Raw genomic sequence first — 25,477 nt, forward strand, 5'->3', positions numbered from 1 at the left:
GTTGAGACCCTCCTGCCGCGGACGGACCGCGGCCGCCCTTTGAGTCCATAGGAGGTTTGTGGTTCTCATGCGTCATTACGAGCTCATGGTCATCCTCGACCCCAATCTTGACGAGCGCACCATCACCCCGTCGCTGGAAGCGTTTCTGCGGGTAATCCGCGCCGACGGCGGCACGGTCGAGAAGGTCGACGTCTGGGGCAAGCGCCGGATGTCCTACGAAATCCTGAAGCACGCCGAAGGCATCTACGCGGTGCTCGACGTCACCTGCGAACCGGCCACGGTCGCCGAGCTGGACCGTCAGCTGTCGCTGAACGAGTCGGTGCTGCGCACCAAGGTGATGCGGGTGGAGACGCGCAAGCGGGCTGCCGCGCGCGCCGCCGCTCCGGGTGGCCCGGCCAACGTGGCCGCGGCGCCGTCCACGGCCGCGCCGTCCGACGCTCCGGCGTCGGCCCCGGCCCCCGACGCCCCGGCGTCGGCCTCCGCTGCTCCGGCAGTTCCCGCGCCGGCAGCTCCGGCTGCTCCGGCCACCCCGGCAGAGCCGGCCGCTCCGGCCGCGACTCCGGCCGACTGAGAACAGGGGTCCGACGATGGCAGGCGACACGATCATCACTGTGGTCGGCAATCTGACGGCCGACCCGGAACTGCGCTTCACCCCGTCCGGGGCCGCGGTGGCGAACTTCACCGTGGCCTCCACCCCGCGCCAGTTCGACCGGCAGAGCGGTGAGTGGAAGGACGGCGAGGCGCTGTTCATGCGCTGCAACATCTGGCGCCAGGCCGCGGAGAACGTGGCCGAGACCCTCACCAGAGGTTCCCGGGTGATCGTGTCCGGCCGGCTCAAGCAGCGCTCGTACGAGACTCGTGAGGGCGAGAAGCGCACCGTGGTGGAGCTGGAGGTCGAAGAAGTCGGCCCCTCGCTGCGCTACGCCACGGCGAAGGTGAACAAGGTCAGCCGGGGCAGTGGCGGCGGCGGGTTCGGTGGCGGCGGCAGCGCCGGCGGCCCGTCCGACGACCCCTGGGGCTCGGCACCCGCCGCCGGTAGCGGTGGCGGCAGCGGTGGCGGCAGTGACGAAGAGCCCCCGTTCTGACCCGCACCGGGCGCTGATCGCCCACACAGACTGAATAACCACATCTTGGAGTAACGCACGATGGCCAAGCCCATTCTGCGCAAGACCGCGAAGCCGAAGGTCTGCGCATTCTGCAAGGACAAGCACCAGCAGATCGATTACAAAGACTCCGGCCTGCTGCGTAAGTTTATCTCCGATCGAGGCAAGATCCGGGCCCGCCGGGTCAGCGGCAACTGCCGTCAGCACCAGCGCGATGTTGCGGTCGCGGTGAAGAACTCCCGCGAGGTGGCCTTGCTGCCTTATACCTCGACGGCCCGCTAGGAGATCACAGTGAAGCTGATCCTCACCGCCGACGTGTCGAACCTGGGTGCGCCCGGAGACATCGTCGAGGTCAAAGACGGCTACGGCCGTAACTTCCTGCTGCCTCGGCAGCTGGCCATCCCGGCCACCCGCGGCGCCGAGAAGCAGGTCGCCGCGATCCGCAAGGGCCGCGAGGCCCGCCAGATCCGCGACCTCGGGCACGCCAAGGAGGTGGCCGCGACCCTCAAGGCGCTGCCGCCGGTCAAGCTGGCTGCCAAGGCCGCGTCCGACAGCGGTCGCCTCTTCGGTTCGGTGACCCCGGCCGACGTGGTGGACGCGGTGCGTGCCGCCGGCGGCCCGCAGCTGGACCGCCGAGCGGTCTCGCTGCCGACACAGATCAAGACGGTCGGCCGGCACTCAGCGTCGGTCCGGCTGCACCCGGAGGTCAACGCCGAGCTGACCCTTGAGGTCACCGCTCGCGGCTGATCGCCAGACCGTTCTGGACCGGGACCGGTTCGCTCGATCGTGTCCCGGACGGCTTTTCCGGTGCCCCCGTCGCCCACAGTTGGCGGCGGGGGCACTGCCATGCCGGTAGCTGTGCGTAGCTGACGAACCCTCAGTCTTGGGTGTGGGTTGAGAGTCTGAGGCCCGCCGGACACGCCCGGAGAAGGATTTCTACCGGACACGCCGGGGTAATTTCGGGTGACTTGTCCCCATCGACCGTAACCGTCCTGACGTGCGCAAACGGCCGATATAGCGCAATCCGTCCCCAGGTTGTCCACATCGGGCACGCTTTCTGTGCGGGAGCTGTCCGAGTTGTCCCCAACTGATCAACAGAGTTGTCAACAGAGCGTTTTGGTTACTCAGCCCGCACACCCCTAGCCTGCCTTCTCGGGCTGGACGCGGATGGACTCGCCGACTGGATGAAGGGCGACCACCGGTCCACCCGAAGCCTTTCAGTTCTGTCGGGGACGACCGGTAGAACGATCACGGGGGAGGAAGGCAGCGCGATGGCGGTACCCGACGAACGGCCGGCAGGTCGGCCTCGTCATGTCCGGTCGGCGGATGAGCCGCCGCCGGAGTTCGATCGCCAGCCGCCTCAGGATCTGATGGCCGAGCAGTCCGTGCTGGGCGGCATGCTGCTCAGCAAGGACGCCATCGCCGACGTCGTGGAGGTGCTGAGCCCCGACGACTTCTACCGGCCGGCGCACCAGACGGTCTACGACTGCATCCTCGATCTGTACACCCGGGGTGAGCCGGCCGACCCGGTCACCATCTCCGCCGAGCTGGAGCGGCGCGGCGACCTGGTCCGCCTCGGCGGCGCGCCGTACCTGCACACGCTGATCGCCACCGTGCCCACGGCGGCCAATGCCTCCTACTACGCCGAGATCGTGGCGGAGAAGGCGATCCTGCGCCGCCTGGTGGAGGCCGGCACCCGAATCGTGCAGCTGGGCTACCACGGCGCGGACGGTGCCCAGGTGGACGAGGTGGTAGACCGCGCGCAGGCCGCCATCTACGACGTCACCGAGCGGCGCACCAGCGAGGACTACGTAGCTCTCGAAGAGCTGCTGCAGCCCACCATGGACGAGATCGACGCGATCGCGTCCCGAGGCGGGGTCTCCCTCGGCGTGCCCACCGGCTTCGTCGACCTGGACGCCTGCACCAACGGCCTGCACCCCGGCCAGATGATCGTGGTCGCGGCCCGGCCCGGTCTCGGCAAGTCCACCCTCGGGCTGGACTTCGCCCGCTCCTGTTCGGTGAAGCACGGCATGACCAGCGCTTTCATGTCCCTGGAAATGGGGCGCAACGAGATCGTGATGCGGCTGCTGTCCGCCGAGGCCCGGATCAGGCTGACCGACATGCGCGCCGGGCGGATGAGCGACGACGACTGGACCAGGATGGCCCGGCGGATGAGCGAGATCAGCGAGGCGCCGCTGTTCATCGACGACTCGCCGAACCTGACGATGATGGAGATCCGGGCCAAGGCGCGGCGGCTCAAGCAGCGCAACAATCTCAAGCTGTTGGTGGTCGACTACCTGCAGCTGATGACCTCGGGGCGGCGCGTGGAGTCCCGCCAGCAGGAGGTGTCGGAGTTCTCCCGGCAGATCAAGCTGCTGGCCAAGGAGCTCGAGATACCGGTGGTGGCGATCAGCCAGCTGAACCGTGGCCCCGAGCAGCGCACCGACAAGCGGCCGATGCTGTCCGACCTGCGTGAGTCCGGCTCGATCGAGCAGGACGCCGACATGGTGATCCTGCTGCACCGCCCGGACGCCTTCGAGCGCGACGACCCCCGGGCCGGCGAGGCGGACCTGATCCTGGCCAAGCACCGAAACGGCCCCACCAACACCATCACGGTGGCCCACCAGCTGCACTACAGCCGCTTCGCCGACCTGGCCCAGAGCTAGCCTCTCTGTGGCTGGCACAGACCTGGTGCCGCCGGCACAGGGTCTGCAGGGTCTGTGCGGCCGGTACCCGGTCTGTGTGACCGATACGCGGAGCGCCCGGTCAGCGGCGGCGGGTGGCGCGCGGGTGCCAGACGGTCACCGAGGCGAGTGTGGCCCGCCCACGCAGGACGAACTGGGTGGGCAGCACCGGGTCGGGCTCCCGGCCGCCGCCGGGCAGCAGCCGGCGCAGCCGCCCCCGGGGCCGGTCCGGGCGACCACTCGGGCCTCGGTGGCGTACCGAGCCGGCGACCAGCTCGAGCCCGTCGGTGTCCACCTCGGCGACGGCCGGCAGTACCACCCGGGTGGCGCTCATGTTGGCCGCAACCTCGATGATCACTTCGGGGCGCCGGATCACCGCGTCGGTGAAGTCGAGCATGGTGCGCTGGCCGAGGCCGGTGATCCGGACCAGCTCCGGTACCGCCCAGCGGCCGGTCCGCCGGACCTGGCCGAAGGCCACGTCGAGGACCAGCGGGGCCAGCTCCGGGGGCGGGCCGCCGGGCAGGTCGGACAGCACCGCGAGCAGCTCGGCCCGGGTGCGCGCCGCCCAGGACGCCTCGCAGCGGTCGCTGAACTCGACCGGGGAGATCCGACCCTGCTCCATGGCGGTGGCCAGCAGCGAGCAGGCCCGTTCCCGGTCCAGGTCGGAGATCCGCAGTTCGCTCGGACCCAGCTCGTCGGACACGGGGCCACGGTAGCTCAGCCGCCGAAGTGCGCGGTGAGCAGCGCGTTCACCTCGCCGGGCCGCTCGATGTTGAGCAGGTGCGCGGCCCGCACCAGCTCGAAGCGCACCCCGGGGATGCCGGCGGCGATGGTGGCGCCGTGCGGCTGCTCCGGGGTGGACGGGTCGTCGGTGCCGCAGATCATCAGGCTCGGCGCGGTGATCTCGCCGAGGCGCGCCACGTGGTCCCAGTCCCGGATCGCCTGACAGCAGCCCAGGTAACCCAGGTCCGGCGTCTTGCGCACCGAGTCCCGCGCCCAGTCCACCGTGTCCGGGTGCGCGGCGGCGAAGTCGGCGGTGAACCAGTTCCTCACCACGGCGTCGGCGATCGCGTCGGTGCCGCCGTGGGCCACCGCCTCGATCCGGGTCTCCCACGGAGCCTTGTCCGGGTAGCCGGCCGAGGTGGCCATCAGTGCGAGCCGGTCGATCCGCTCGGGTGCCTCGGCGGCAAGGTACATGCCGACCATGCCGCCGAGCGACAGGCCGGCGAAGTGCACCCGGTCCAGCTCGAGCCGGTCCAGCAGCGCGAGCACGTCACCGGCCAGCTCAGCGATCGTGTACGGGCCGGCGGGGACCGGCGAGCCGCCGTGGCCCCGGTGGTCCACCTGGATCACCCGCCAGTTCGGGGTCAGCGCCGGCAGCTGCGGGCGCCACATGTCCAGCGCGCTGCCCAGCGAGCCGAGCAGTACCAGCGGCGGTGCGTCCGCCGGGCCCTCGATCACGTGGTGCAGCGCCACCGAGCCGCGGTCTCCCATCGCCATAGTTACTGCCCCACCGTTCGCAGCGAGCGGAGTACCTCGAGCTCGCGGCCGGTCGGCGCCGGCGTGGGCACCAGCGGCTCCGAGCTGATCGCGAGCGGCCAGCCGGTCTCGGCGCGCACCTGCTCGACGGTGATCCCGGGGTGCAGCCCGGTGAGGGTCAGCTCGCGGGTCTCCGGGTCCGGCTCCAGCACGCCGAGGTCGGTGATCACCCGCAGCGGGCCGGCGCCGGTCAGGCCGAGCCGTTTCCGGTCATCCGGGCCGCTGCCGTGCCCCAGCGAGGTGATGAAGTCCACCCCGGACACGAACGCGCGCAGCCGGTGCCGCATCACGATCATCACCTCGCCGCAGGACGCGGCGATCTCCGGCGCCCCACCGGACCCGGGCAGCCGCACCGACGGCTCGTCGTACTCGCCGATCACGGTGGTGTTGATGTTGCCGTAGCGGTCCAGCTGGGCGCCGGACAGGAAGCCGACGTCGATCCGCCCCGGCTGCAGCCAGTAGTTGAACACCTCGGGCACGCTGACCACGGTCAGCGCGGACTCGGCCAGGATGCCGTCGCCGATGGACAGTGGCAGCAGCTCCGGGCGGGTGTCCAGGGTGCCCGACTCGTAGATCAGTACCAGGTTGGGCGCGTGCAGCCGTCGCGCCAGGTTGGCCGCCGTGGACGGCAGCCCGATGCCGACGAACAGGACCGCGCCGTCGCGCAGTGCCCGGGCGGCGGCCACCGTCATCATCTCGTCGGCGGTGTAGGACGGTGCCGCCTCGGTGCCGGCCATCGGCTCGACGGCGAGCTCTGTACGCGCCTCGCTCAGCACTGATGGTTCGCTCGTCGCCTCGCTCACGGTGCCACCAACTCCTCGAGCCACGCCGAGAACTTCTCCCGGTCCCGGCTCACCAGGTCCCAGGCCTTGTACGCGGCGTTGTCCCGCTCGTAGTAGCCGAACGCGTAGGACGGCTTCGCCCCGCCGGGGGCCACCGCCACCGCGTCGATCACCCAGGACGGCAGCAGTACCGCACCGGGCACCGGCTCGAGCGTGTCCACGATCTCCTCGACAGTGACCAGCGAACGCTTCGCGGCCAGCACCGCCTCCTTCTGCACCCCGGTGATGCCCCACAGCTGCACGTTGCCGTCCCGGTCCGCCCGCTGCGCGTGGATCACCGCGACATCGGGGTTCAAGGCCTTCACGGCGGCCAGCTGCTCGCCGGTGAACGGGCAGGTCACGGTGCTGATCGTGTCGGTGTGCGCGGGCAGGTCGGTGCCGGCGTAACCGCGCAGCACCCCGAACGGCAACCCGGAGGCGCCGGCCACGTAGCGGTTGGCCATGCCGGCGTGGCTGTGCTCCTCGATCTGCAGCGGCACCGGCCAGTTGTGGCTCAGCGCGTCGCGCATCCGGTGCAGCGAGCCGACGCCGGGATTGCCGCCCCAGGAGAACACCAGCTTCGACGCGCAGCCGGCGCCGATCATCCGGTCGTAGATCAGGTCCGGGGTCATCCTGATCAACGTGAGGTTGCGCTTGTGCTGCCGGATGATCTCGTGGCCGGCGGCGAACGGGATCAGGTGGGTGAACCCCTCCAGGGCCACCGAGTCCCCGTCGTGCACCAGCTCCGCGACCGCGTCGGTCAGCGTCTTGATCTCGGCCATGGCTCCGTCCGTGCTCAGCGGCCATCCGTCGTGTCATAACAGGGGTGGCCGGTCTGGCCGAACGTTAACCGTCCTTGCCGGGTGCCGCCAACGGGCGACTACCGCCGAGCGGAAGTGTTATCCGCCACCGGGTTCGGGTTAGAGCGCGGCCACGCTGTCGGCATCGGCGGCGGACAGCGCCCAGGAGGTGGCGGCGACGTTGGCCGCGACCTGTTCCGGCTTGGTCGCGCCGGCGATCACGGACGTCACCGACGGCTGCGCCAACAGCCAGCCGATGGCCAGTTCGGTGACGGTGTGCCCGTTCTCGGTGGCGAACGCGGTGTAGGCGTCGACCTTGGCGAAGTTCTCGTCGGTGGCGAAGCGGGCCAGCCCGGCGGCGCCGGCCTTCTTGGCGAACCCGAGGCGGCTGTCCTCGGGGTACGGCTCGTCCTTGCGGTACTTGCCGGTCAGCATCCCGGAGGCGAGCGGGAAGAACGGCACCACGCCGAGGCCGGTCGCGGTGGCGGCCGGCACGATCGACTCCTCGACATCCCGGGACAGCAGGCTCCACTCGATCTGGGTGCCGGTGAACCGCGCCCAGCCCTGGTCGGCGGCGACCTCACCGGCCCTGGTGATCTGTGCCGCCGAGACGTTCGAGTTGGCCAGGTACAGCACCTTGCCGGCCTCGACCAGCTCGTTCAACGTCTCCAGAGCCTCCTCGACGGGCCCGTCGGCGTCCGGGTAGTGCTGGTAGTACACGTCGATGTAGTCGGTACCGAGGCGGCGCAGACTGCCTTCGACGGCGGTTCGGATGCGGTCCGCGAGCACGCCCGGCCGGTACGCCTCGTCATTCGGTCGCGGGCTGAACTTGGTGGCGATGGCCACCTCGCTCCGCCGGGTACCGAGCGCGGCACCGAGGAACTCCTCGGAGCGCCCGCCGCCGTACATCTCGGCGGTGTCGAAGTGGGTGATGCCGGCGTCCAGCGCCGCGTGCACCACCGCCGTCGACGCCTCGGCATCGATGCGCATGCCGAAGTTGTTGCAGCCGAGACCGATCACCGACAGCTTCGGCCCGCCGTCACCGAGTGCGCGTTGCTCCATTGGTTGAACGTAAAACCGACCGGGCGGATCGGCAACTTCCGTTCTCAGCGTCAGAGCATCTGTCGCAGCACCCGGGCCCACTGCGCGGCGATCTGGCCGCGCCGTGCGGTGTCGTCGGTGAGGGTGTGCGCCAGGCCGAGCCCGCGCGCCAGGTCCAGGGTGGCCTGCACCAGCTCGCGCACCCCCGGGTGTGCCTCGTCCACCCCGAGCAGCTCGACGGCCACCCGGTGCGCCTCCCGGCCGACCTTGGCCTCCAGCGGCACCACGGCGGCCCGCAACGCCTCGTCGGTGGACGCGGCCACCCAGACGTGCAGTGCGGCCCGGAACGTCGGTCCGACGTACAGGTCGAGCAGCATGTCCACCACCGGTTCGACCCGGGACGCGCCACTGGGCAGCCCGGCGGCCCTGGCGCGCAGCTGGCGCAGCTGCTCCTCGCCCAGGTAGTCCACGGCGGCGGTGACCAGTGCCTCCCTGGTCGGGAAGTGGTGCTGCGCGGCGCCCCGGGACACGCCGGCCCGCTCCGCGATGACCGCCACGGTCGCCCCGCTCCAGCCCAGCTCGGCGATGCAGCTCACCGCCGCTTCGAGCAGCCACCGCCGGGTGGCCCGACTGCGTTCCTGCCGAGGTTCCCTGACGGCGCGCTCCCCCGTCGTCACTCGCCCGGTACGACGGCGAGCAGGGTGCCCACCTCGACCTGCTGGCCCACGCCGACCGGCAGCTCGGTGACCACGCCGTCTGCCGGCGCGGTGATCTTGTGTTCCATCTTCATCGCCTCCAGCCAGAGCACCGGCTGACCGGCCCGGACCTGATCGCCCACGGCGACGGCCAGGCGCAACACGGTGCCCGGCATCGGCGCCACCAGCGAGCCCGACGCCAGCGCCGACTCCGGATCGCGGAACCGGGGCAGCGGCGTGAGCGTCACCGAGCCCAGCGCCGACTCCACCGCGACCAGGCCCGGGTAGCGCGCCACCGCGAAGGACCGGCGCAGCCCGCCGACCTCCAGCACCACCTGCTCCGCTGTCGCCGACACCAACGCCACGCCGTCGTAGCCCTCGGCCCGCAACCCGTCCCGGGACAGTCGGTAGCTGACCTCGATACCGGTGTCCGGCTCGTCCGGTGCGGCGCCGGCCGGTAGGTAGCGCTTGCGCTGCGGCACGGACGCGACGTTGCGCCAGCCGCTGGGCAGCCGACCCTGCACGGTCGCGGCACCCCGGTTGGCGGCGGACTGGGCCAGCGCGGCGGCCAGCGCGGACAGCCGCACCGACTCGGGCCCGGCGAGCGGAGCGGCCAGCCCGGACGTCCCGGTCAGCCCGTGCCGGTCGAAGAACGCGGTGTCGATGTCCCCGGCCAGGAACGCCGGGTGGCGCAGCACGTTGACCAGCAGATCCCGGTTGGTGCGCACGCCGTGGATCTCGGCGCCGGCCAGCGCGGCGGCCAGGGCGCGGGCGGCGGACACCCGGTCCGGCCCCCAGGCGATCACCTTGGCCAGCATCGGGTCGTAGTGCACGCCCACCAGCGACCCGTCCACCACTCCGCTGTCCAGCCGCAGCCGGGGTCGTGAGTGGCGAGTGGTCCTCTGGGACCACTCGCCACTCACGGGCGGCAGTTGGAACTCCGCGTCGACCCCGGGCACGGCGAACCGGTGCAGGGTGCCGCTCTGGGGCTGCCAGTCCAGCGCCGGGTCCTCGGCGTAGAGCCGCACCTCGATGGCGTGCCCGGTGAACTCGGGTGGCCCGCCGGGCGGCAGCGGGGCGCCCTCGGCGACGGACAGCTGCAGCGCGACCAGGTCGAGGCCGGTGACGCACTCGGTGACCGGGTGCTCCACCTGCAGCCGGGTGTTCATCTCCAGGAAGTAGAAGGCCACGGTGCCGTCCGGGGCGGTGGCGGCGAGGAACTCCACGGTGCCGGCGCCGACGTAGTCGACGGCCCGGGCGGCCGCCACCGCCGCGTCGCAGAGCCGGGCCCGGGTCGTGTCGTCCACCAGCGGGGACGGCGCTTCCTCGATCACCTTCTGGTGCCGACGCTGGATCGAGCACTCCCGCTCGCCGAGTGCCCACACGGTGCCGTGCGCATCGGCCAGCACCTGGACCTCGATGTGCCGCCCGGTCGCCAGGTAGCGCTCGCAGAACACCGTCGGGTCGCCGAACGCTGAGCCGGCCTCCGCCGAGGCACTGGCCACCGCGTCGGCCAGCTCCGCCAGCGCCGAGACGATCCGCATGCCCCGGCCGCCGCCGCCCGCGGACGCCTTGACCAGCACCGGCAGGTCGGCCTCGGTCACCTCGGCGACCGCGAGCTCGGGCAGCACCGGTACGCCGGCGGCCGCCATCAGCCGCTTGGACTCGACCTTCGAGCCCATCGTCTCGATCGCCGACGGCGGCGGCCCCACCCAGGTCAGCCCCGCATCGGTGACCGCGCGGGCGAACGCGGCGTTCTCGGACAGGAACCCGTAGCCGGGGTGCACCGCGTCGGCGCCCGCCTCGGCCGCCGCCTTGACCAGCAGGTCGGCCCGCAGGTAGGTGTCGCCGGGCGCGTTGCCGGGCAGCCGCACCGCGGCGTCCGCGTCGGCCACGTGCGGCGCATCGGCATCGGCATCTGAGTACACCGCGACGGTGCCGATGCCCAGCGCCGAACAGGTCCGGAACACCCGGCGGGCGATCTCGCCCCGGTTGGCGACCAGCAGATTGGTGATCATCGTGGGAAGACCTTCACATCCGGAAGACGCCGAAGCCGTCGGCGCCGCGCACCGGGGCGTTGTGCACGACCGACAGGCAGAGCCCGAGCACGGTGCGGGTGTCGCGCGGGTCGATGATCCCGTCGTCGTAGACCATCCCGGACAGGAACATCGGCATCGACTCCGACTCGATCTGCCCCTCGACCATGGCACGCATCGCGGCGTCGTTCTCCTCGCTGTAGGCGGCGGCTGACTCAGGGCCCCGGGACGCGGCGGCCGCCCGGGCGACGATGGACAGCACACCGGCCAGCTGCGCCGGTCCCATCACCGCGGACTTCGCGCTCGGCCAGGCGAACAGGAACCGGGGGTCGTAGGCCCGCCCGCACATCCCGTAGTGCCCGGCCCCGTAGGACGCGCCCATCAGCACGGACAGGTGCGGCACCGTCGAGTTGGACACCGCGTTGATCATCATCGAGCCGTGTTTGATGATGCCGCCGTGCTCGTAGTCCTTGCCGACCATGTAGCCGGTGGTGTTGTGCAGGAACAGCAGCGGCGTGTCGGTCTGGTTGGCCAGCTGGATGAACTGGGCGGCCTTCTGCGACTCCTCGCTGAACAGCACACCCTGCGCGTTGGCCAGGATGCCGATCGGGTAGCCGTGCAGCCGCGCCCAGCCGGTGACCAGCGACGGGCCGTAGAGCGGCTTGAACTCGTCGAACACCGGAGCGCCGTCGACCGAGCCAGCTGGGCCGGCAGCGCCAGCTGGGCCATCCACAATCCGGACGATCACCTCGCGCGGGTCGAACGGCACCTTCAGGTCCGACGGCACGATGTCGAGGAGGTCCTCGGCGGGCAGCAGCGGCTCGCCGTAGTCGGTCTTCGGGGCCGGCCCGTGCTTGCGCCAGTTCAGCCGCGCCACGATGCGCCGGCCCAGCCGGATCGCGTCCTCCTCGTCGACGGCAAGGTAGTCGGCCAGCCCCGAGGTACGGGCGTGCATCTCCGCGCCGCCCAGCTCCTCGTCGTCGGCGTCCTCCCCGGTCGCCATCTTGACCAGCGGCGGGCCGCCCAGGAACACCTTGGCCCGCTCGGCGACCATCACCACGTAGTCGGACATGCCGGGCAGGTACGCGCCGCCGGCGGTGGAGTTGCCGAACACCAGGGCGATGGTCGGCACCTTGCGCTGGCTGGACCGGGTCAGGTTGCGGAAGGTGCGGCCGCCGGGGATGAAGATGTCCTTCTGGGTGGGCAGGTCGGCGCCGCCGGACTCGACCAGGTTGATCAGCGGCAGCCGGTTCTGCTCGGCGATCTCGGCGGCCCGCAGCCCCTTCTTCAGACCGGACGGGTTGATCGCGCCGCCCTTCACCGTCGGGTCGCTGGCGATCAGCATGCACTCGACGCCCTCGACCACACCGACACCGGTGATCACGCTGCCGCCGACGGTGTAGTTGGTGCCCCAGGCGGCCAGCGGGGACAGCTCCAGGAATGCGCTGTCCTCGTCGATCAGCAGCTCGACCCGCTCGCGCGCGGTCAGCTTGCCGCGCTTTCGGTGCCGCTCCACGTACTTCGCGCCACCGCCGGCAATCGCCTTGCCCTGCTCGGTGTCCAGCTCCGCGAGCTTGGCGAGCATGGCGGCGCGGTTGGTCGCGTGTTCGTCGGTGGGGGTGAAGGTGGTCGGCGCGGTCACAGGATTGCCTCCGGGATGTCGGCGTGCCGGCCGCGCAGCCACTCGCCGAGCGCCTTGGCCTGCGGGTCGAACCGGTGCTGGCTGGCCACCCCCAACCCGAGCAGGCCCTCGATGACGAAGTTCACCGCGCGCAGGTTCGGCAACGGGTGGCGCTGGATGGTCAGGTCGGCGGTTTCGGGGAGCAGCTCGCGCAGCTTCTCGGTGCTCAGGGTGTGCGCGAGCCATCGGTACGCGGCGTCGGCATGCTCGCCGGGACGCACCCAGACACCCAGGTTCGCGTCGCCGCCCTTGTCGCCGGAGCGGGCGCCGAGCACCGTGCCAAGCGGCGCCCGGCGGGTGCGGCCCGGCGGCGGTGCGGGTGGCGGCGGCGGGTCGGGTACGGCGGCCAGTGGGATCCCGCCGGCGGTCGGCGCGATGGTCAGCCGGTCGCCGCCGGGGAGCACCGCGATGTGCTCGACGGCCTCGGCGGGTACGTACTCGGCCCGGTAGACGCCGTACGGCGCGGCGTCGGTCGGCGGCGCGGTGACGTGGAAGCCGGGGTAGCTGGCCAGCGCGAGCTCGACCGCCGCCGCGCTGAACGCCCGCCCGGCCACCGTCGGGTCCGGGTCGCGCACCGCGCAGTGCAGCAGCGCACTGGCCCGCTGCTCGGTGTCCGCGTCGTCGTGGTCGGTGCGGGCCAGGGTCCAGGTCAGCTCGGCCGGTCGCTTGCTCAGCCCGGCCTCCAGCTGCGCCTTGACCAGGTCGGCCTTGGCGTCGATGTCCAACCCGGTGAGCACGAACGTGGTCTCGTTGCGGAACCCGCCGAGCGTGTTCAGGCAGACCTTGAGCGTCGGCGGTGGGGCCTCACCCCGGACGCCGGAGATCCGCACCCGGTCTACGCCGTCCTGCTCCAGCGCGATGCTGTCGAACCGGGCGGTCACGTCCGGGCCGGCGTAGCGGGCGCCGGTGATCTCGTACAGCAGCTGCGCGGTGACCGTCTCCACGTTCACCTCGCCGCCGGTGCCGTCGTGCTTCGTGATCACGCAGCTGCCGTCGGCGTCGATCTCTGCGATCGGGAAGCCGGGGGTGCCCAGCCGGCCGCGGCCGGTCAGCTCGGTGAAGAACGCGTAGTTGCCGCCGGTGGTCTGCGCGCCGCACTCCAGCACGTGCCCGGCGACCACCGCGCCGGCCAGCGCGTCGTAGTCCTCGCGGCCCCAGCCGTAGTGCGCGGCGGCCGGCCCGACCACCAGCGAGGCATCGGTGACCCGGCCGGTGACCACCACGTCGGCGCCGGCGTCGAGGCACTCCGCGATGCCCCAAGCACCCAGGTAGGCGTTCGCGGTGAGCGGTTCGCCGGCACTGTTCAGGCCCAGCTCGCCGGTCCGGTCCAGCAGATCGTCGCCGGTGACGTGGGCGATCCTGGCCTCGATGCCGAGCCGGTCGGCCAGCCCGCGCAGCGCGTCGGCCAGCCCGGCCGGGTTGAGCCCGCCGGCGTTGGTGACGATCTTTACGCGGCGCTCCACGGCCAGTCCGAGGTTCTCCTCGAGCTGGCGCAGGAAGGTCCGGGCGTAGCCGCGGTTGGCGTCCTTCAGCCGGTCGCGGCCCAGGATCAACATGGTCAGCTCGGCGAGATAGTCGCCGGTCAGCACGTCCAGCGGGCCGCCGGTCAGCATCTCCCGCACAGCGGAGAACCGGTCACCGTAGAAGCCCGATGCGTTGCCGATACGCAGTGTCACAGGTCAGCAGCGTGCCAGTGCGACCCGGGAAAAACAAGCGCGCGTGATTGTTTATTGCCCGCCGCTCGGGTGACAACCATTGGGGTACACCACATGTCGGACTCGTCACGTACACGAGCGGCCTACGCACCCCGCCTGCAACGCTTGGAGCCTTCCGACCAGCGACATTTCTCGGGGGCGAAATACGTGAGCAGTACCACCTCTACCGGACTCGGCACCGGCCGACCGGCCGCCGAGAGTGGGCAGATCCAGCTCGCCGACACGATCAAGGTGACCCGGCTGGGCTTCGGCGCCATGCAGCTCCCCGGACCGGGAGTCTGGGGCCCGCCGGCTGACCACGACGAGGCGATCCGGGTGCTTCGCCGGGCGGTCGAGCTCGGCGTCGATCTGATCGACACCGCCGACTCCTACGGCCCGACCATCAGCGAGGAGCTCATCCGTGAGGCCCTGCACCCCTACGACGAGAACCTCGTCATCGCCACGAAGGCGGGGCTCCTGCGCACCGGGCCGGGCAAGTGGTTCCCGTGCGGGCGCCCGGAGTACCTGCGCCAGCAGTGCGAGCTGAGCCTGCGCCGCCTCGGCGTCGACCGGATCGACCTGTTCCAGCTGCACCGGATCGACCCGACCGTGCCGGCCGAGGACCAGTTCGGCCTGCTCGCCGACCTGCAGTCCGAGGGCAAGATCAGGCTGGTCGGCCTGTCTGAGGTGTCGGTCGACGAGATCGCGGCCGCCTCGAACATCGTCGACATCGCCAGCGTGCAGAACCGGTACAACCTGACCGACCGCGCCTCCGACGACGTGCTGCGCTACTGCACCGAGCGGGGCATCGGGTTCGTCCCGTGGTTCCCGCTCGCGGCCGGTGAGCTGGCCAAGCCGGGCGGCGTGGTGCACGAGGCCGCCGAGCGGCTGGGCGCCACGGCCAGCCAGGTGGCGCTGGCCTGGCTGCTGCAGCGCTCGTCGATCATGCTCCCGATCCCGGGCACCTCCTCTGTGGCGCACCTGGAGGAGAACCTGGCGGGCGCCGGCCTGAAGCTCGACCTGGCCACGGTGAACGCACTGGACGACGCCGTCTCCTAGGCATAACGGTTCGGAGGGGCCCGCTGACCGAACCTGGTCGGCGGGCCCTTCAGCGTCCGTTGCGCGGTGCCGGCGAACCTCAGCGCGCGGTCGTCCGACTCCAGTTGTTGAGCTTGGCGACCACCCGGAGCAACCGACGGCGCTCCTTGGCCTCGGACGGGCCGGCCTTCGCGTGCAGCGGGTCCAGCGGGTCGATGTCCTCCGGGCGCGGCTCGTCCGGGGAGAGCAGCGAGCGCACGATCGCCGACAGCACCGCGATGGTGGGCACCGCGAGCAGTGCCCCGGTGATGCCCGCGACCACCACGCCGCCGGCCACCCCCAGCACGACCGCCAGCGGGTGCAGCTGGACCGCCCGGCCGAGCAGGATCGGCTGCAGCACGTGGCTCTCCAGCTGCATCACCGCGATGACAACGCCGAGCGCGATGGCCGCCGGCACCGGGCCGTTCGCCACCAGCGCGATCAGCACCGCCACCGAACCGGACAGCACCGCGCCGACCACCGGGACGAACGCGCTGAGGAACACCAGCGCGGCCAGCGGGACCACCAGCGGCACCCCGATGGCCCACAGGCCGATGCCGATACCGACGGCGTCCACCACCGCAACCACCACGGTGGCCCTGGTGTAGCCGACCAGCGAGGCGAACGCGCGCTGGCCGGCGATGTCCACCCGGGGCCGCTGGGCCAGCGGGATGACCCGGATCAGGAACCTCCAGATGCTGCCGCCGTCGTGCAGGAAGAAGATCAGCACGAACAGCCCGAGCAACATGCCGGAGGCGGCCTCGCCAACGGTGGCCGCGGTACTCAGCGCACCCGAGGTGATCACGTCGATGTTGGACGTGATGGAGCGCTGAAACTCACCGGACAGGTCGTCGAGCCGGGTCATCGGGATGCGCAGCGGCGGCCCGGCCAGCAGCGGCCGGAAGGTGACCTGGTAGCTCTGCACGAGGCGGTTCACCAGGTCGGGCAGGCCGGCGATGAAGGCGTTGACCACGAACGACATCACCATCGCGAACAGCGCGATGCTCGCGATCAGCACCAGCCCGGTCGCCACCCCCCTGGGTAGCCGCAGCCGGTCCACCACCGTGGTGACCACCGGCGCGAGCAGCGCGGAGAGCAGCAGTGCGATGGCCACCGGAATGACCACGATGCGCAGCTGGACCAGCAGGAACAGCAGCACGCTGAGCGCGGCGGCGATCAGCAGGAAGCGCGCGGACAGTTCGGAGGCCACCCGCAGCGGCGCCGGGATCGGAGATGGCGACAGGACCGAGTCCGTTGCCGGTGCCGGTCCGATTTCGTCCCGGCGAGCTGGCGGTTGGACGCTGGGCGGCCCGTTCGGTGACTCGGCGCGGTCGGGGTGCACAAATCCGACACTAGCGGCTACCTCGACATACTTTCCGCCGCGCGGCCGGCCGTCCCCCGTTTGGTGAGGATCGACCTGGATCGAGCCTGAACGGCCGGCGGCGGGCGCCGGCTCGGATGGGCAGGGATACGGCTGGGAGACAGCTGGGATACGGCCGCGAATACGGGGCCGGCCCAATAAGGCCACTCTATCGAGCCCTCATTCGTTTGTTCGGCTTACAACTCGGTAACTCCCGCAACCTCCGGTGGCGGCAGCCGTTGTCGCAGTGCAGACCCCGGAAGGCCCGACCGGCGCGGCGCGGCGCCGCGGGCCCGGGCGCGCAATTGAACGAGATCGTGGTGGAGGTAAGCGCACAGGTGTACGAGCCCTCAATTGACTTGGACAAACTCGGCAACGACGAGTGCGAGTCCACCCCGATATTTCATGCATTGGCCCGCCGCGCGGGTGATCCGGTCGAGCATTTCCGGCGAGATCCGCTGCGCGCCCCGCTGCCGTCGACCGGTCCGGCGGCGCCCGCGATGACCCGCATGCTGCTGCACGCGGTCCCGCCCACCGAGCGCGGCCGGGTAGCCGGACACGCCAGGTCGAACCGAACCGATGCCACCGCGCACCGGTCGGAGGAGGCCGTCCCGACGGCGGCCGCCCACCCGGAGCCCGGGGGAATCGCCGAGGTCGCCGGCGGGCGGGGTGGGCGGCACCGAGCGCTCCGTTCGATCGGGCACTCCTAGAGCGTCCGGGCATCGCTCACAGCGCGGTGACCGGCACTCGGCACAGTCGGGTGAGGTGCATGTTCCGTACGGGTCGCGTGGGGAAACTTCGCAACAGAGCGTGACGGCCCGGTTCGGCGCCGGCGCCGTGACGTGCGGAGATCAGCGGAATATAACGAAGCGTGACCAAATTGCCGGGCTGCCTCACTCTCGTGAGGCAGTTACCCGGAACCCATCCCCGCGTTGAACCTTCTGAAGAACGTTCCGCCGTCGCTGGTGGCACCGAGACACCGATCGAGCATTCGATTGACCACGGTGGCCATGCCGCGCCGGACGTCGAAGGAGGACCGGATGGACACCTGGGGTAGGCGTGGTTTCGCTGCCGCTGTCATCACCGGAGGCATGATCGGACTGAGCGGCACGGGCGCCGTCGCCGCCGTGCCGTCGGCTCAGTGGGGCGGCAGCCCCGAACCGGAACCGAGGACGCCGCAACGGCCACCGGCCGACCCGTCGGCGACCCGGTACGGCGCACCGGAGTACCAGATGGAGCCGCGCGCGGCCGAGTACCGGCTCGCGGAGTCCGCCGAGCAGACCGTGGCGACCCAGGCGCAGCCCGAGCAGGCGCCCCGGCACGCCAACCCGGCCTACGCTGCCGCTCCGGTCGCCGCCGACTACCAGGTCGACTACCCCACCGGTGGGATGGCCCGGGTACCGGCCACCGCCGGTGCGCACGGTTCGGACGGGTTCCTGGCCGGTGACCTCGCGGCCCTGGCCGACCCGCTGTCGCCGTCGTACAGCGGCACCCCGATCGGCGCGCTCGGCCTGGCCGAAGGCAGCATGGGCACCGGGTTCACCTCGTACGGGACCAGTGCGCCGGAGTTCGGGCGGATGGAGAGCCGGCACGCCCGGCCGGAGCAGCCCGAGCAGTACGGGGAGCGCCCGGCCGACTCGTACGCCGAGCGTCCCGCCGACCTGTACGCGGACCGGCCCGCCGAGCTCTACGGCGAGCGCCCCGCGCAGAGTTACGCCGAGCGTCCGGCGCAGAGCTACATCGAGCGCCCCCCGCAGAGCTATGGCGAGCGCCCCGCCGACCTGTACTCGGACCGGCCCGCCGAGCTCTACGGCGAGCGTCCGGTGCAGAGCTACGGTGAGCGCCCGGCCGAGCTGTACGGGGAGCGTCCCGCTGAGCTCTACGGCGACCGTCCGGCCGAGCTGTACGGCGAGCGTCCCGCCGAGCTGTACGGCGAGCGCCCGGCCGAGTTGTACGGCGAGCGCCCCGCCGAGCTGTACGCGGACCGTTCGCCCGGTGTGGAGATGCACCCGTCGGCCATGTCGCCGAGGTCCCCGATCGGCTCGATGGGCCAGCCGGCGGTCCCGCTGAGTCAGCAGGAGTACCAGCAGGCGTACCACGGCTACTCGCAGCCTGGGGGCTACCAGATGGGCCACCAGCCGATGCAGCCGCCGGCCGCGCCCGTGTACCAACAGATGGGCCTGCCGACGAGCTACCCGGCCGAGCGGTCGGTGCGCGCCGTCGAACTGGTCGGTGCGGCGTACCCCCAGGGTGCGCACCGGGGGCCGGAGCGGCACGGCGAGCCGGATCCGTCCCTCGACTCGGACACCTCGGCGCTGGGCAGTCTCGACAGCAGTGCGATGTTCGGTTCGCTGTCCCGGCCGCCCAGGTAGCCGATCACCCCAGAGATGTGCGGGTCGCGGGGACCTGCCAGTGACAAACCCGGATGGCACACGCCGTCCGGGTTTGTCGTGTCCGGGCCTCAGCCGGTTAGGCTCGCACCGCATGTGGACGAACTGGTCGGGTGGGCTGCAGTGCCGCCCCAGCGCCACCGTCCGGCCGCTGGATGAGACAGGGGTGCGGGCGGCGGTCCAGCGTGCCGCCCGACGTGGGGTCCGGGTCCGGCCGGTCGGCGCGGGACTCTCGTTCAGCCCGCTCGCGGTGACCGACGACGTACTGCTCGACCTGTCCGCGATGACCGGCCTGGTGCGGGTCAGCGGCGATCGGGTGCGGGTCCGCGCCGGCACCACGCTGGCGGCCCTGAACGTGGCGTTGGCCGGGCGCGGGCTGGCGCTGGCCACCCTGGCCGACGTGGACACCCCGACTGTGGCGGGCGCGGTCGCCACCGGGACCCACGGCAGTACCGGCCGCACCGGGTCGCTGTCCGCCCAGGTCACCGCGTTGCGGCTGGTGCAGGGCGGTGGCGAGGTGGTCGAGGTCGGCGGTGCCGACCTGGATGCCGCCCGGACCGGGCTCGGCGCGCTCGGCGTGGTCACCGAGGTCGAGCTGGCGGTGGTGCCGGAGATCGTGCTGCGCGCGTCGCAGGCGAGGCTCCCGCTGGCCGAGGTGCTCACCCCGGACTATCTGGACGCACACCGCTGGGCCGAGTTCTCGGTGTTCCCCTATGCCCGCCCCGACTCCGCGATTGCACTGGCCCGGTGGGCGGACGAGGTCACCGACCAGCCCGACCCGCAGTCCAGGGCCAACACGGTGCGCACCTTCGTGGAGCGCCGGCTGGTCCGGGCGGCCGCGGTGGGCGGCGGGGTGGCGCTCGGGCGGACGGTGCCCCGGCTGGTGCCGACCATCAACCGGGTGGCCACCGTGCTCACCGGCTCCGGCTCGGTCACCGACCTGGCGCACCGGGTGCTGGTGGCCCAGCCGGTGGTGCGGTGGGAGGAGAGCGAATGGGCGCTGCCCAGGGAGGCGCTGGCCGACGGGGTGTGTGAGCTGCTCGCCGCGATCAAGGAGCGGGAGCTCGACGTCGGCTTCCCGCTCGAGGTCCGGGTGGGGCCGGCGGAGAGCGGGTGGCTGCACCCGGCGTACGGCCGCGACACCGGATGGGTGGCGGTACACACCGCGACCGGTACCGACCCTGAGCCGCTGTTCACGCTGACCGCCGAGGTTCTGGGCGCACACGCTGGCCGACCGCACTGGGGCAAGCGGCACCCGTGGACGTCCGCGCAGGTCGCGGACGCCTACCCGAGGCTGCCCGACTTCCTGGCCGTGCGGGACCGCTACGACCCCGAACGGGTGTTCAGCAACGCGCACCTGGCCGCGCTGCTCGGGTAGTCACGGGCGTAGTCAAGACGCGCGGAGTCTCGCGGCCACCGCGCGGGCGTCGGCCTGCGCCTGGCCGCGATCCACCCGGGTCGGCTCACCTTCGGCCAGCACCTGGTCACCGGCCACCCATACGTCGCGGACCAGCCGCCCGCCGCCGGCCCACACCAGGTTGGAGACCAGGCCGCCGTCGTCGTCCAGGTTCAGGAACGCGGGGTCGTCGGTGCTGACGTGCACCACGTCGGCCCACCGACCGGGCTCGAGTGCACCCAGGTCGTCCCGCCCGATGGCCGCCGCGCCGAGCCGGGTGGACAGCAGCAGTAGGTCGGCCGCGGTCAGCTCGGCGGCGTTTCCGCTGGCCAGGCGCGCCAACCGGCCGGCGAGCCTGGCGTGCGCCCACAGGTCAAGGTCGTCCGAGGACGCCGGGCCGTCGGTGCCCAGTGCGAGCGGCACACCGGCCCGGCGCAGCGCCATCACCGGCGCGGTGCCGGCTGCCAGCTTGGCGTTCGAACCGGGGCAGTGCGCCACCGCGACCCGGTGCCGGGCGAGCAGCGCAATGTCCTCGGCGTCGAGGTGTACGGCGTGCGCCGCGAGCACCCGGCCGGGTGAATCAGCCCGGAGCGCCCCGAGGGCGGCCAGCATCCGGGGCACCGAGCCGTACTCGGCGCGCTGCGCGGTGTCCTCGCCGGTGGTCTCGGCCAGGTGGAGGTGCATCAGCGCACCGCGTTCGCGGGCCTCCTCGGCCACCGCCGGCAGGGCTTCGGCCGGCAGCGTGTACGCCGCGTGCGGCCCGTACCCGAGCTCGATCCGTTCCCCCGGTCCGTGCCGCAGCCCGTCCGCGTCGATCCGGGCGGACACCTCGGCCAACATCTGCTGCCAGGCACCGAGGCGGTCCCAGCCGGGCGCCGCGATGATCCCCGGGGTGAGCAGCACCCGACTGCCGGCGGCCAGCACGGCGTCGGTCACCGCGTCGGTGAAGAAGTACATCTCCACGCTGGTGGTGACCCCGGCGCGGAGCATCTCGACGCAGCCGAGCACCATCCCGGCGCGCACGTCGGACGCGTCCAGCTTCGCCTCGGCCGGCCACATCACCTCGGTCAGCCAGCGCATCAGCGGCAGGTCGCCGCCCATGCCGCGCAGCACCGTCATCGGGGTGTGGCAGTGCGCGTTGACCAGCCCGGGCAGCAGCAGCCCGTCGAGCTCGCGCACCGTCGCCGAGGCCGGCAGTGCCGGCGCCGCCGACCGCGGCCCACACCAGGCGATCCGGCCGTCCGCCGCGATGTCCAGCACCCCGTCGCGGACCACCGAGCAGCTCAGGTCGCACGGCAGCAGCACGGGCGCCGCCAGCCGGGTGACCACGTTGGAGCCGTCGTAAACAGTGCCGTCGTAAACAGTGCCGTCGTAGGCAGCGCTCAACGCTTCTCCAACAGCGATCGCAGGGAACGGAACGGCTGCAGCCAGGCCCCCTCGTCGGGCAGCGAGTCCAGCGTCATCCGAGGCAGCGGCTCGCGGAACACGCCGTCGATCTCCTCCAGGTCGCGGAAACCGATCACCTCCGAGGACTGCGCGAAGGTGGCGTACTCCCGGAAGCCGATGACCGTGACGTCGATCCCGTCGCGGACCAGCGCCTCCAGCGGGGACCGGAACGCCCGGCCGTCGCCGGAGGCCACCACGACCTGGGCGAGGTCGCCCTCTTTGCGGCGCAGCTCGATGTGGTCGAGCATGTCCGAGTCGATGTCGCTGTCGTCGGTGACCTTCGGCTTGGCGAACACCGCGAAGCCGACGTTGCGCAGCGCCTCGACCCACGGCCGCACCACCTCGGTGCTGCCCGGGGTGACGTTGGTGAACACGCACGCCTCGGCGACGCCGTCACCGGCCAGCTCGAGCAGCCAGCGCCCCACTGCGTCGAAACGGGGCCGGTACGCCGATGTCGGGCGGGCACCGAGCAGCGAGCCGAGGCTCATGTCCATGTTCGGTGCGTCCCAGACCAGCAGCACCCGGCTCCCGGGTGACTGCGGTACTTCGACGTCGGTCATGGGAGGACCCTAGCTGGCCTGCACACTGTTATCCCATGGCGGCTGATCAACGCGCGGAAGCACTGGCTCGGCGGATCGCGGATGCGATGCGCGCCTCGGACGCGGCGCAGGCCGGGGCCGGCGTGGAGCTCCTCGACGTCGGCCCGGGACGGGCGGTGGCTCGGCTGACGGTGACCGAGCGACACGTGAACGGGCACGGGGTGTGCCACGGCGGCTACCTGTTCCTGCTCGCCGATGCGGCGTTCGCCTACGCCTGCAACAGCTTCGGGGTGCCCACCCTGGCGGCCGGCGCGGACATCGTGTTCCTGCGCTCCGGTGCGCTCGGTGAGGAGCTCGTCGCCGAGGCGCGGTTGCGTTCCGAGGTCGGCCGCTCCGGGCTCTACGACGTGACGGTGCGCGCCGGCGACGCGGTGGTCGCCGAGTTCCGGGGACGCAGCAGGGCGGTGCCGACGCTGGCGCACCCGCCCGGGTTCATTCCGGATCCGCCCGCCGATAGATGAGGTCGCGGACCTCCCGGCCCTCGATCCGGGCGCGCTGCTCGAACTTGGTGAGCGGCCGCCAGTCCGGGCGGGGGCTCCAGCCGCCGTCGGCGGCGGTGTTGCGCAGCGTCGGCTCGCCCTCACAGACCTCGTACATCTGGGCGGCGTAGTGCGCCCAGTCGGTGGCCAGGTGCAGGGTGCCGCCGGGGTGCAGCCGGGAGGCGGCCAGCGCGACGAACTCGGGCTGGATCAGCCGCCGCTTGTGGTGCTTGCGCTTGGGCCACGGGTCCGGGAAGTACACCCGGATACCGGCCAGCGTGCCCGGTCCGAGGTACGCGGTGAGCACCCGCACCGCGTCGCCGCGCAGCAGCCGCAGGTTGGTCAGCCCCTGCTCCCGGATCCGCATCAGCAGTTGGCCGAGGCCGGGCTGGTAGACCTCGACCGCGAGGTGGTCGCGGTCCGGTGCGGCGGCGGCCAGCGCGGCCGTGGACTCGCCCATCCCGGAGCCGATCTCCATGATCACCGGTGCGGTCCGGCCGAACCAGCGGGGCAGGTCCAGTGGCTCGCCCGGTGCACTCGACAGCGGCTCGTTCAGCGGCAGCTCGCGCCCGTAGGTCGACCAGCTCTGGCGCCAGGCGTGTTCCTGGCCGTCGGTCATCCGGCCGCCCCGGTGCACGAAGCTGACCACTTCCCGGCCGCCGGCGGGCACGCGATCCGCGGCCCGCGAGCTGGGCGCGGTCTGGGCTTCTGACACGCCCGGAACGATACGTCGGCCACGACCGAGACCGCCTCGTGACCGGGATCCCCGTACTAATACTGATTCGCCCGGCCGCCGCCGAGGCGATCCTGGCGCTATGTCCACGACACTGTCCGATGCCGACCGGGTCGCCCGTCTGGCCGCCGAACTGGCCGAGCTCGGCCGGCGGCTGGCGTGGGCGCGCTTCGAGCTGCTGTCCATGGCGCCCCCGCCCTCGGTGCCGCCGCACCAGCCGACGTCACCGCCGCCGGCGCAGCCAACACCGCCCGCCCAGCCCTCTCCGGAGCCGCCGAACAGCAGGGAGAGCCAGCTCAACGGGCAGCTGCTGCCCTGGGCCGGCGGCGCGATCACGTTGATCGGCGTCGTGATGTTCCTGGCGTTGGCGGCGAGCTGGGGTTGGTTCGGGGTGTCGGCGCGGCTGTTCGCCGGCGGGATCCTCGGACTGGTGCTGGTCGGCCTCGCGCACCGGGTGCACCGCCGGGTCGAGGGACAGGCCGGGGCGCTCGCGCTGGCCGGCACCGGCATAACCGCGCTGTACCTGGACGTGGTCACCGCGACGGCGCGCTACCACTACCTGCCGGACGCAATCGGCCTGCTGGTCGGGCTGCTCGTGGCCGGTGCCGGGCTGGCGGTGGCCGACCGGTGGCGCTCCGAGCTGCTGGCCTGCGGCGCGGTACTCGGAGTCGGGCTGATGCTGCCGGCGTTGTACGGCGGTTCCATGCCGCTGCTGGTGGCGTTGGCGCTGGTGCCGCAGGTGGCCGCCGCACCGGTGGCACTGCGCCGGCGGTGGACCGGGCTGGCCATGGTCGCCGCCTTCTTCCCGGTGCTCTACGGGTCGGTCGCGGTGTTCGCCGCTGTGCTGAACGAGTCGCTGAACGGCGAGCCCGACCTCGGTCCCACGGTGGCCGCCGTGGCCGCGGTGTTCGTGGTCGGACTGGCGCTCGCCGTGCTCGGCTCCAACCGGCTGAACCCGGTGGCCGTTGCGGTGCGGCTGGTCGCCGCCCCGATGCCCCTGCTGGCCATGGCCACCCTGTACGTCGACTGGCGGGGCGCCTCGCTGGCCGCGGTCGTCGGCCTGGCCGCACTGACGGTGGCCGCACCGCTGCCGAAGCTGCCGCGGCCGCACCGGCTGACCAGGGTGACCGGCGCGGCCATCGGCGGGGTGGCGATCTTCGAGGCCACCGCGCTGCAGGTCGGTGGCACCGCGCTCACCGGCGTGTTGCTCGGCCAGGCGCTGGTGCTCGCGGTGCTGGCCGCCGTCGCCGGTCGACGTGGCCCGTTGGTCGGCGGGGTCTGCTATGGGTTGGTCGGACTGTCGCTCGCGGTGTGGCGCGACGCTCCGCTGCGTGCCCTGGTCGAGTTCCCGGCACAGCCGTACCTGTCGCGGGGGGAACCCGACGTCCGTGCGCTGCTCACCGGGCTCACCCTGTCGGTGCTGGTGTTGCTGCTGGCCACGGCGGTCATGGTGGCCTCGGTACGGCTGGGGCTGGCCAAGGGAGCCGCCCGGTCGGCATGGCTGTGGGTGCCGGCCGGGGCGACCGCGCTGTACGGCGCTGCCGGCACCGTGGTCACCGCCGCGCTGCTGCTGGTGCCCGCGCGGCCCGGATTCATCGGCGGCCACGCGCTGGTGACCATCTCCTGGACGCTGGCCGCGCTGCTGTTGCTGGCCCGGGGGATCGACCGGCCGGCACCGAGGGTGGCCGGCCTGGTGCTGATCGCGGCGGCGGTGGCCAAACTGGTCCTGTTCGACCTGGTGTCGCTGGACGGCCTGGCCCGGGTCGCCGCGTTCGTCGGCGCCGGACTGCTGATGCTGGCCGCCGGCACCCGCTACGCCCGGCTGGTCGCGCGTTCGCAGGAGTGAACGATTTCCCCCGAACCGCCCCGGTGCGCCGGGCCGTCGCTGACCATCACTGGTGTG

General features: G+C 72.1%; 23 protein-coding genes and 1 pseudogene. 11 read left to right on the forward strand and 13 right to left on the reverse strand.

The window, feature by feature from the left end; genetic code table 11:
• Positions 1-67: 67 nt before the first annotated feature.
• The 5 genes and pseudogenes from rpsF to dnaB form a co-directional block, all read left to right on the forward strand.
• Positions 68-382, forward strand: a pseudogene (gene rpsF / locus ACTXG6_RS05415) (30S ribosomal protein S6); the annotation flags it as partial.
• A gap of 205 nt (positions 383-587) precedes the next feature.
• Positions 588-1,085 carry a single-stranded DNA-binding protein gene (locus ACTXG6_RS05420; RefSeq protein WP_445186659.1) on the forward strand — a complete coding sequence of 166 codons (498 nt, stop codon included), beginning with the start codon at positions 588-590 and terminating at the stop codon, positions 1,083-1,085.
• A gap of 60 nt (positions 1,086-1,145) precedes the next feature.
• A complete protein-coding gene (rpsR, locus tag ACTXG6_RS05425; protein WP_445186660.1) occupies positions 1,146-1,385 on the forward strand; it encodes a 30S ribosomal protein S18 in 240 nt (79 codons plus the stop codon).
• Positions 1,386-1,394: 9 nt separating this feature from the next.
• A complete protein-coding gene (gene rplI, locus ACTXG6_RS05430) occupies positions 1,395-1,850 on the forward strand; it encodes a 50S ribosomal protein L9 (RefSeq protein WP_445186661.1) in 456 nt (151 codons plus the stop codon).
• A 524-nt stretch (positions 1,851-2,374) separates the two neighbouring features.
• Entirely contained in the window at positions 2,375-3,769 is a 1,395-nt protein-coding gene (gene dnaB / locus ACTXG6_RS05435) for a replicative DNA helicase (RefSeq protein ID WP_445186662.1), read from the forward strand.
• 100 nt (positions 3,770-3,869) lie between these two features.
• Here dnaB and ACTXG6_RS05440 read toward each other — a convergent pair whose 3' ends face one another.
• The 9 genes from ACTXG6_RS05440 to ACTXG6_RS05480 form a co-directional block, all read right to left on the reverse strand.
• Complete coding sequence (locus tag ACTXG6_RS05440; RefSeq protein ID WP_445186663.1) at positions 3,870-4,490, reverse strand: DUF1707 SHOCT-like domain-containing protein; 621 nt, start codon at positions 4,488-4,490, stop codon at positions 3,870-3,872.
• Positions 4,491-4,504: 14 nt separating this feature from the next.
• Positions 4,505-5,287: a 3-oxoadipate enol-lactonase gene (gene pcaD / locus ACTXG6_RS05445; protein ID WP_445186664.1), complete on the reverse strand. Its 783-nt coding sequence runs from the start codon at positions 5,285-5,287 to the stop codon at positions 4,505-4,507.
• A gap of 2 nt (positions 5,288-5,289) precedes the next feature.
• Positions 5,290-6,063: a CoA-transferase subunit beta gene (locus ACTXG6_RS05450; RefSeq protein WP_445189920.1), complete on the reverse strand. Its 774-nt coding sequence runs from the start codon at positions 6,061-6,063 to the stop codon at positions 5,290-5,292.
• A 62-nt stretch (positions 6,064-6,125) separates the two neighbouring features.
• The gene (locus ACTXG6_RS05455; protein ID WP_445186665.1) at positions 6,126-6,929 is read right to left on the reverse strand and encodes a CoA transferase subunit A; all 804 of its coding nucleotides are present in this window, start codon (positions 6,927-6,929) and stop codon (positions 6,126-6,128) included.
• A 138-nt stretch (positions 6,930-7,067) separates the two neighbouring features.
• Complete coding sequence (locus tag ACTXG6_RS05460; protein WP_445186666.1) at positions 7,068-8,009, reverse strand: aldo/keto reductase; 942 nt, start codon at positions 8,007-8,009, stop codon at positions 7,068-7,070.
• A 50-nt stretch (positions 8,010-8,059) separates the two neighbouring features.
• On the reverse strand, positions 8,060-8,665 hold the full coding sequence (locus ACTXG6_RS05465) for a TetR/AcrR family transcriptional regulator (protein WP_445186667.1): 606 nt from the start codon (positions 8,663-8,665) through the stop codon (positions 8,060-8,062).
• Positions 8,662-10,701 carry an ATP-binding protein gene (locus tag ACTXG6_RS05470; RefSeq protein ID WP_445186668.1) on the reverse strand — a complete coding sequence of 680 codons (2,040 nt, stop codon included), beginning with the start codon at positions 10,699-10,701 and terminating at the stop codon, positions 8,662-8,664. The genes ACTXG6_RS05465 and ACTXG6_RS05470 overlap by 4 nt, the downstream gene beginning before the upstream one ends.
• 13 nt (positions 10,702-10,714) lie before the next feature.
• Complete coding sequence (locus ACTXG6_RS05475; protein ID WP_445189921.1) at positions 10,715-12,304, reverse strand: acyl-CoA carboxylase subunit beta; 1,590 nt, start codon at positions 12,302-12,304, stop codon at positions 10,715-10,717.
• A gap of 53 nt (positions 12,305-12,357) precedes the next feature.
• Positions 12,358-14,076 carry an acyclic terpene utilization AtuA family protein gene (locus ACTXG6_RS05480; RefSeq protein WP_445186669.1) on the reverse strand — a complete coding sequence of 573 codons (1,719 nt, stop codon included), beginning with the start codon at positions 14,074-14,076 and terminating at the stop codon, positions 12,358-12,360.
• Between the two features lie 246 nt (positions 14,077-14,322).
• On the opposite strand from ACTXG6_RS05480, the gene ACTXG6_RS05485 reads away from it, so the two are divergent.
• Positions 14,323-15,153, forward strand: a complete 831-nt coding sequence (locus tag ACTXG6_RS05485; RefSeq protein ID WP_445189922.1) for an aldo/keto reductase — start codon at positions 14,323-14,325, stop codon at positions 15,151-15,153.
• A gap of 79 nt (positions 15,154-15,232) precedes the next feature.
• On the opposite strand, the gene ACTXG6_RS05490 is transcribed toward ACTXG6_RS05485, so the two are convergent.
• Positions 15,233-16,381 carry an AI-2E family transporter gene (locus ACTXG6_RS05490; protein ID WP_445186670.1) on the reverse strand — a complete coding sequence of 383 codons (1,149 nt, stop codon included), beginning with the start codon at positions 16,379-16,381 and terminating at the stop codon, positions 15,233-15,235.
• Positions 16,382-16,851: 470 nt separating this feature from the next.
• Between ACTXG6_RS05490 and ACTXG6_RS05495 the strand changes: the two genes are divergently transcribed.
• The 3 genes from ACTXG6_RS05495 (at position 16,852) to ACTXG6_RS05505 (ending at position 20,299) form a co-directional block, all read left to right on the forward strand.
• On the forward strand, positions 16,852-17,241 hold the full coding sequence (locus ACTXG6_RS05495) for a hypothetical protein (protein WP_445186671.1): 390 nt from the start codon (positions 16,852-16,854) through the stop codon (positions 17,239-17,241).
• A gap of 285 nt (positions 17,242-17,526) precedes the next feature.
• A complete protein-coding gene (locus ACTXG6_RS05500; RefSeq protein WP_445186672.1) occupies positions 17,527-18,903 on the forward strand; it encodes a hypothetical protein in 1,377 nt (458 codons plus the stop codon).
• 112 nt (positions 18,904-19,015) lie between these two features.
• On the forward strand, positions 19,016-20,299 hold the full coding sequence (locus tag ACTXG6_RS05505) for a D-arabinono-1,4-lactone oxidase (RefSeq protein ID WP_445186673.1): 1,284 nt from the start codon (positions 19,016-19,018) through the stop codon (positions 20,297-20,299).
• A 12-nt stretch (positions 20,300-20,311) separates the two neighbouring features.
• Here ACTXG6_RS05505 and ACTXG6_RS05510 read toward each other — a convergent pair whose 3' ends face one another.
• Both ACTXG6_RS05510 and ACTXG6_RS05515 read right to left on the reverse strand, forming a co-directional pair.
• Entirely contained in the window at positions 20,312-21,646 is a 1,335-nt protein-coding gene (locus tag ACTXG6_RS05510) for an amidohydrolase family protein (RefSeq protein WP_445189923.1), read from the reverse strand.
• A gap of 53 nt (positions 21,647-21,699) precedes the next feature.
• Positions 21,700-22,323: an NYN domain-containing protein gene (locus ACTXG6_RS05515; protein WP_445186674.1), complete on the reverse strand. Its 624-nt coding sequence runs from the start codon at positions 22,321-22,323 to the stop codon at positions 21,700-21,702.
• A gap of 35 nt (positions 22,324-22,358) precedes the next feature.
• On the opposite strand from ACTXG6_RS05515, the gene paaI reads away from it, so the two are divergent.
• Entirely contained in the window at positions 22,359-22,823 is a 465-nt protein-coding gene (gene paaI, locus ACTXG6_RS05520; RefSeq protein WP_445186675.1) for a hydroxyphenylacetyl-CoA thioesterase PaaI, read from the forward strand.
• Here paaI and trmB read toward each other — a convergent pair.
• Positions 22,795-23,460 carry a tRNA (guanosine(46)-N7)-methyltransferase TrmB gene (trmB, locus tag ACTXG6_RS05525; RefSeq protein ID WP_445189924.1) on the reverse strand — a complete coding sequence of 222 codons (666 nt, stop codon included), beginning with the start codon at positions 23,458-23,460 and terminating at the stop codon, positions 22,795-22,797. The genes paaI and trmB overlap by 29 nt on opposite strands.
• A 196-nt stretch (positions 23,461-23,656) precedes the next feature.
• Here trmB and ACTXG6_RS05530 point away from each other — a divergent pair, with 196 nt between their 5' ends.
• On the forward strand, positions 23,657-25,420 hold the full coding sequence (locus ACTXG6_RS05530; protein WP_445186676.1) for a DUF2339 domain-containing protein: 1,764 nt from the start codon (positions 23,657-23,659) through the stop codon (positions 25,418-25,420).
• Positions 25,421-25,477: the final 57 nt, after the last annotated feature.

The organism is Pseudonocardia sp. Cha107L01, from assembly GCF_052566575.1.

Excerpts from the sequence above, each read along its gene's own strand:
- ACTXG6_RS05470 (WP_445186668.1), bottom strand. The coding sequence starts at position 10,701 with ATGATCACCAATCTGCTGGTCGCCAACCGGGGCGAGATCGCCCGCCGG.
- pcaD (WP_445186664.1), bottom strand. The coding sequence starts at position 5,287 with ATGGCGATGGGAGACCGCGGCTCGGTGGCGCTGCACCACGTGATCGAG.
- paaI (WP_445186675.1), top strand. The coding sequence starts at position 22,359 with ATGGCGGCTGATCAACGCGCGGAAGCACTGGCTCGGCGGATCGCGGAT.
- ACTXG6_RS05515 (WP_445186674.1), bottom strand. The coding sequence starts at position 22,323 with ATGACCGACGTCGAAGTACCGCAGTCACCCGGGAGCCGGGTGCTGCTG.
- ACTXG6_RS05530 (WP_445186676.1), top strand. The coding sequence starts at position 23,657 with ATGTCCACGACACTGTCCGATGCCGACCGGGTCGCCCGTCTGGCCGCC.
- ACTXG6_RS05475 (WP_445189921.1), bottom strand. The coding sequence starts at position 12,304 with ATGCTCGCCAAGCTCGCGGAGCTGGACACCGAGCAGGGCAAGGCGATT.
- rpsR (WP_445186660.1), top strand. The coding sequence starts at position 1,146 with ATGGCCAAGCCCATTCTGCGCAAGACCGCGAAGCCGAAGGTCTGCGCA.
- ACTXG6_RS05505 (WP_445186673.1), top strand. The coding sequence starts at position 19,016 with ATGTGGACGAACTGGTCGGGTGGGCTGCAGTGCCGCCCCAGCGCCACC.
- dnaB (WP_445186662.1), top strand. The coding sequence starts at position 2,375 with ATGGCGGTACCCGACGAACGGCCGGCAGGTCGGCCTCGTCATGTCCGG.
- ACTXG6_RS05455 (WP_445186665.1), bottom strand. The coding sequence starts at position 6,929 with ATGGCCGAGATCAAGACGCTGACCGACGCGGTCGCGGAGCTGGTGCAC.
- trmB (WP_445189924.1), bottom strand. The coding sequence starts at position 23,460 with ATGACCGACGGCCAGGAACACGCCTGGCGCCAGAGCTGGTCGACCTAC.
- ACTXG6_RS05420 (WP_445186659.1), top strand. The coding sequence starts at position 588 with ATGGCAGGCGACACGATCATCACTGTGGTCGGCAATCTGACGGCCGAC.
- ACTXG6_RS05450 (WP_445189920.1), bottom strand. The coding sequence starts at position 6,063 with ATGGCCGGCACCGAGGCGGCACCGTCCTACACCGCCGACGAGATGATG.
- ACTXG6_RS05460 (WP_445186666.1), bottom strand. The coding sequence starts at position 8,009 with ATGGAGCAACGCGCACTCGGTGACGGCGGGCCGAAGCTGTCGGTGATC.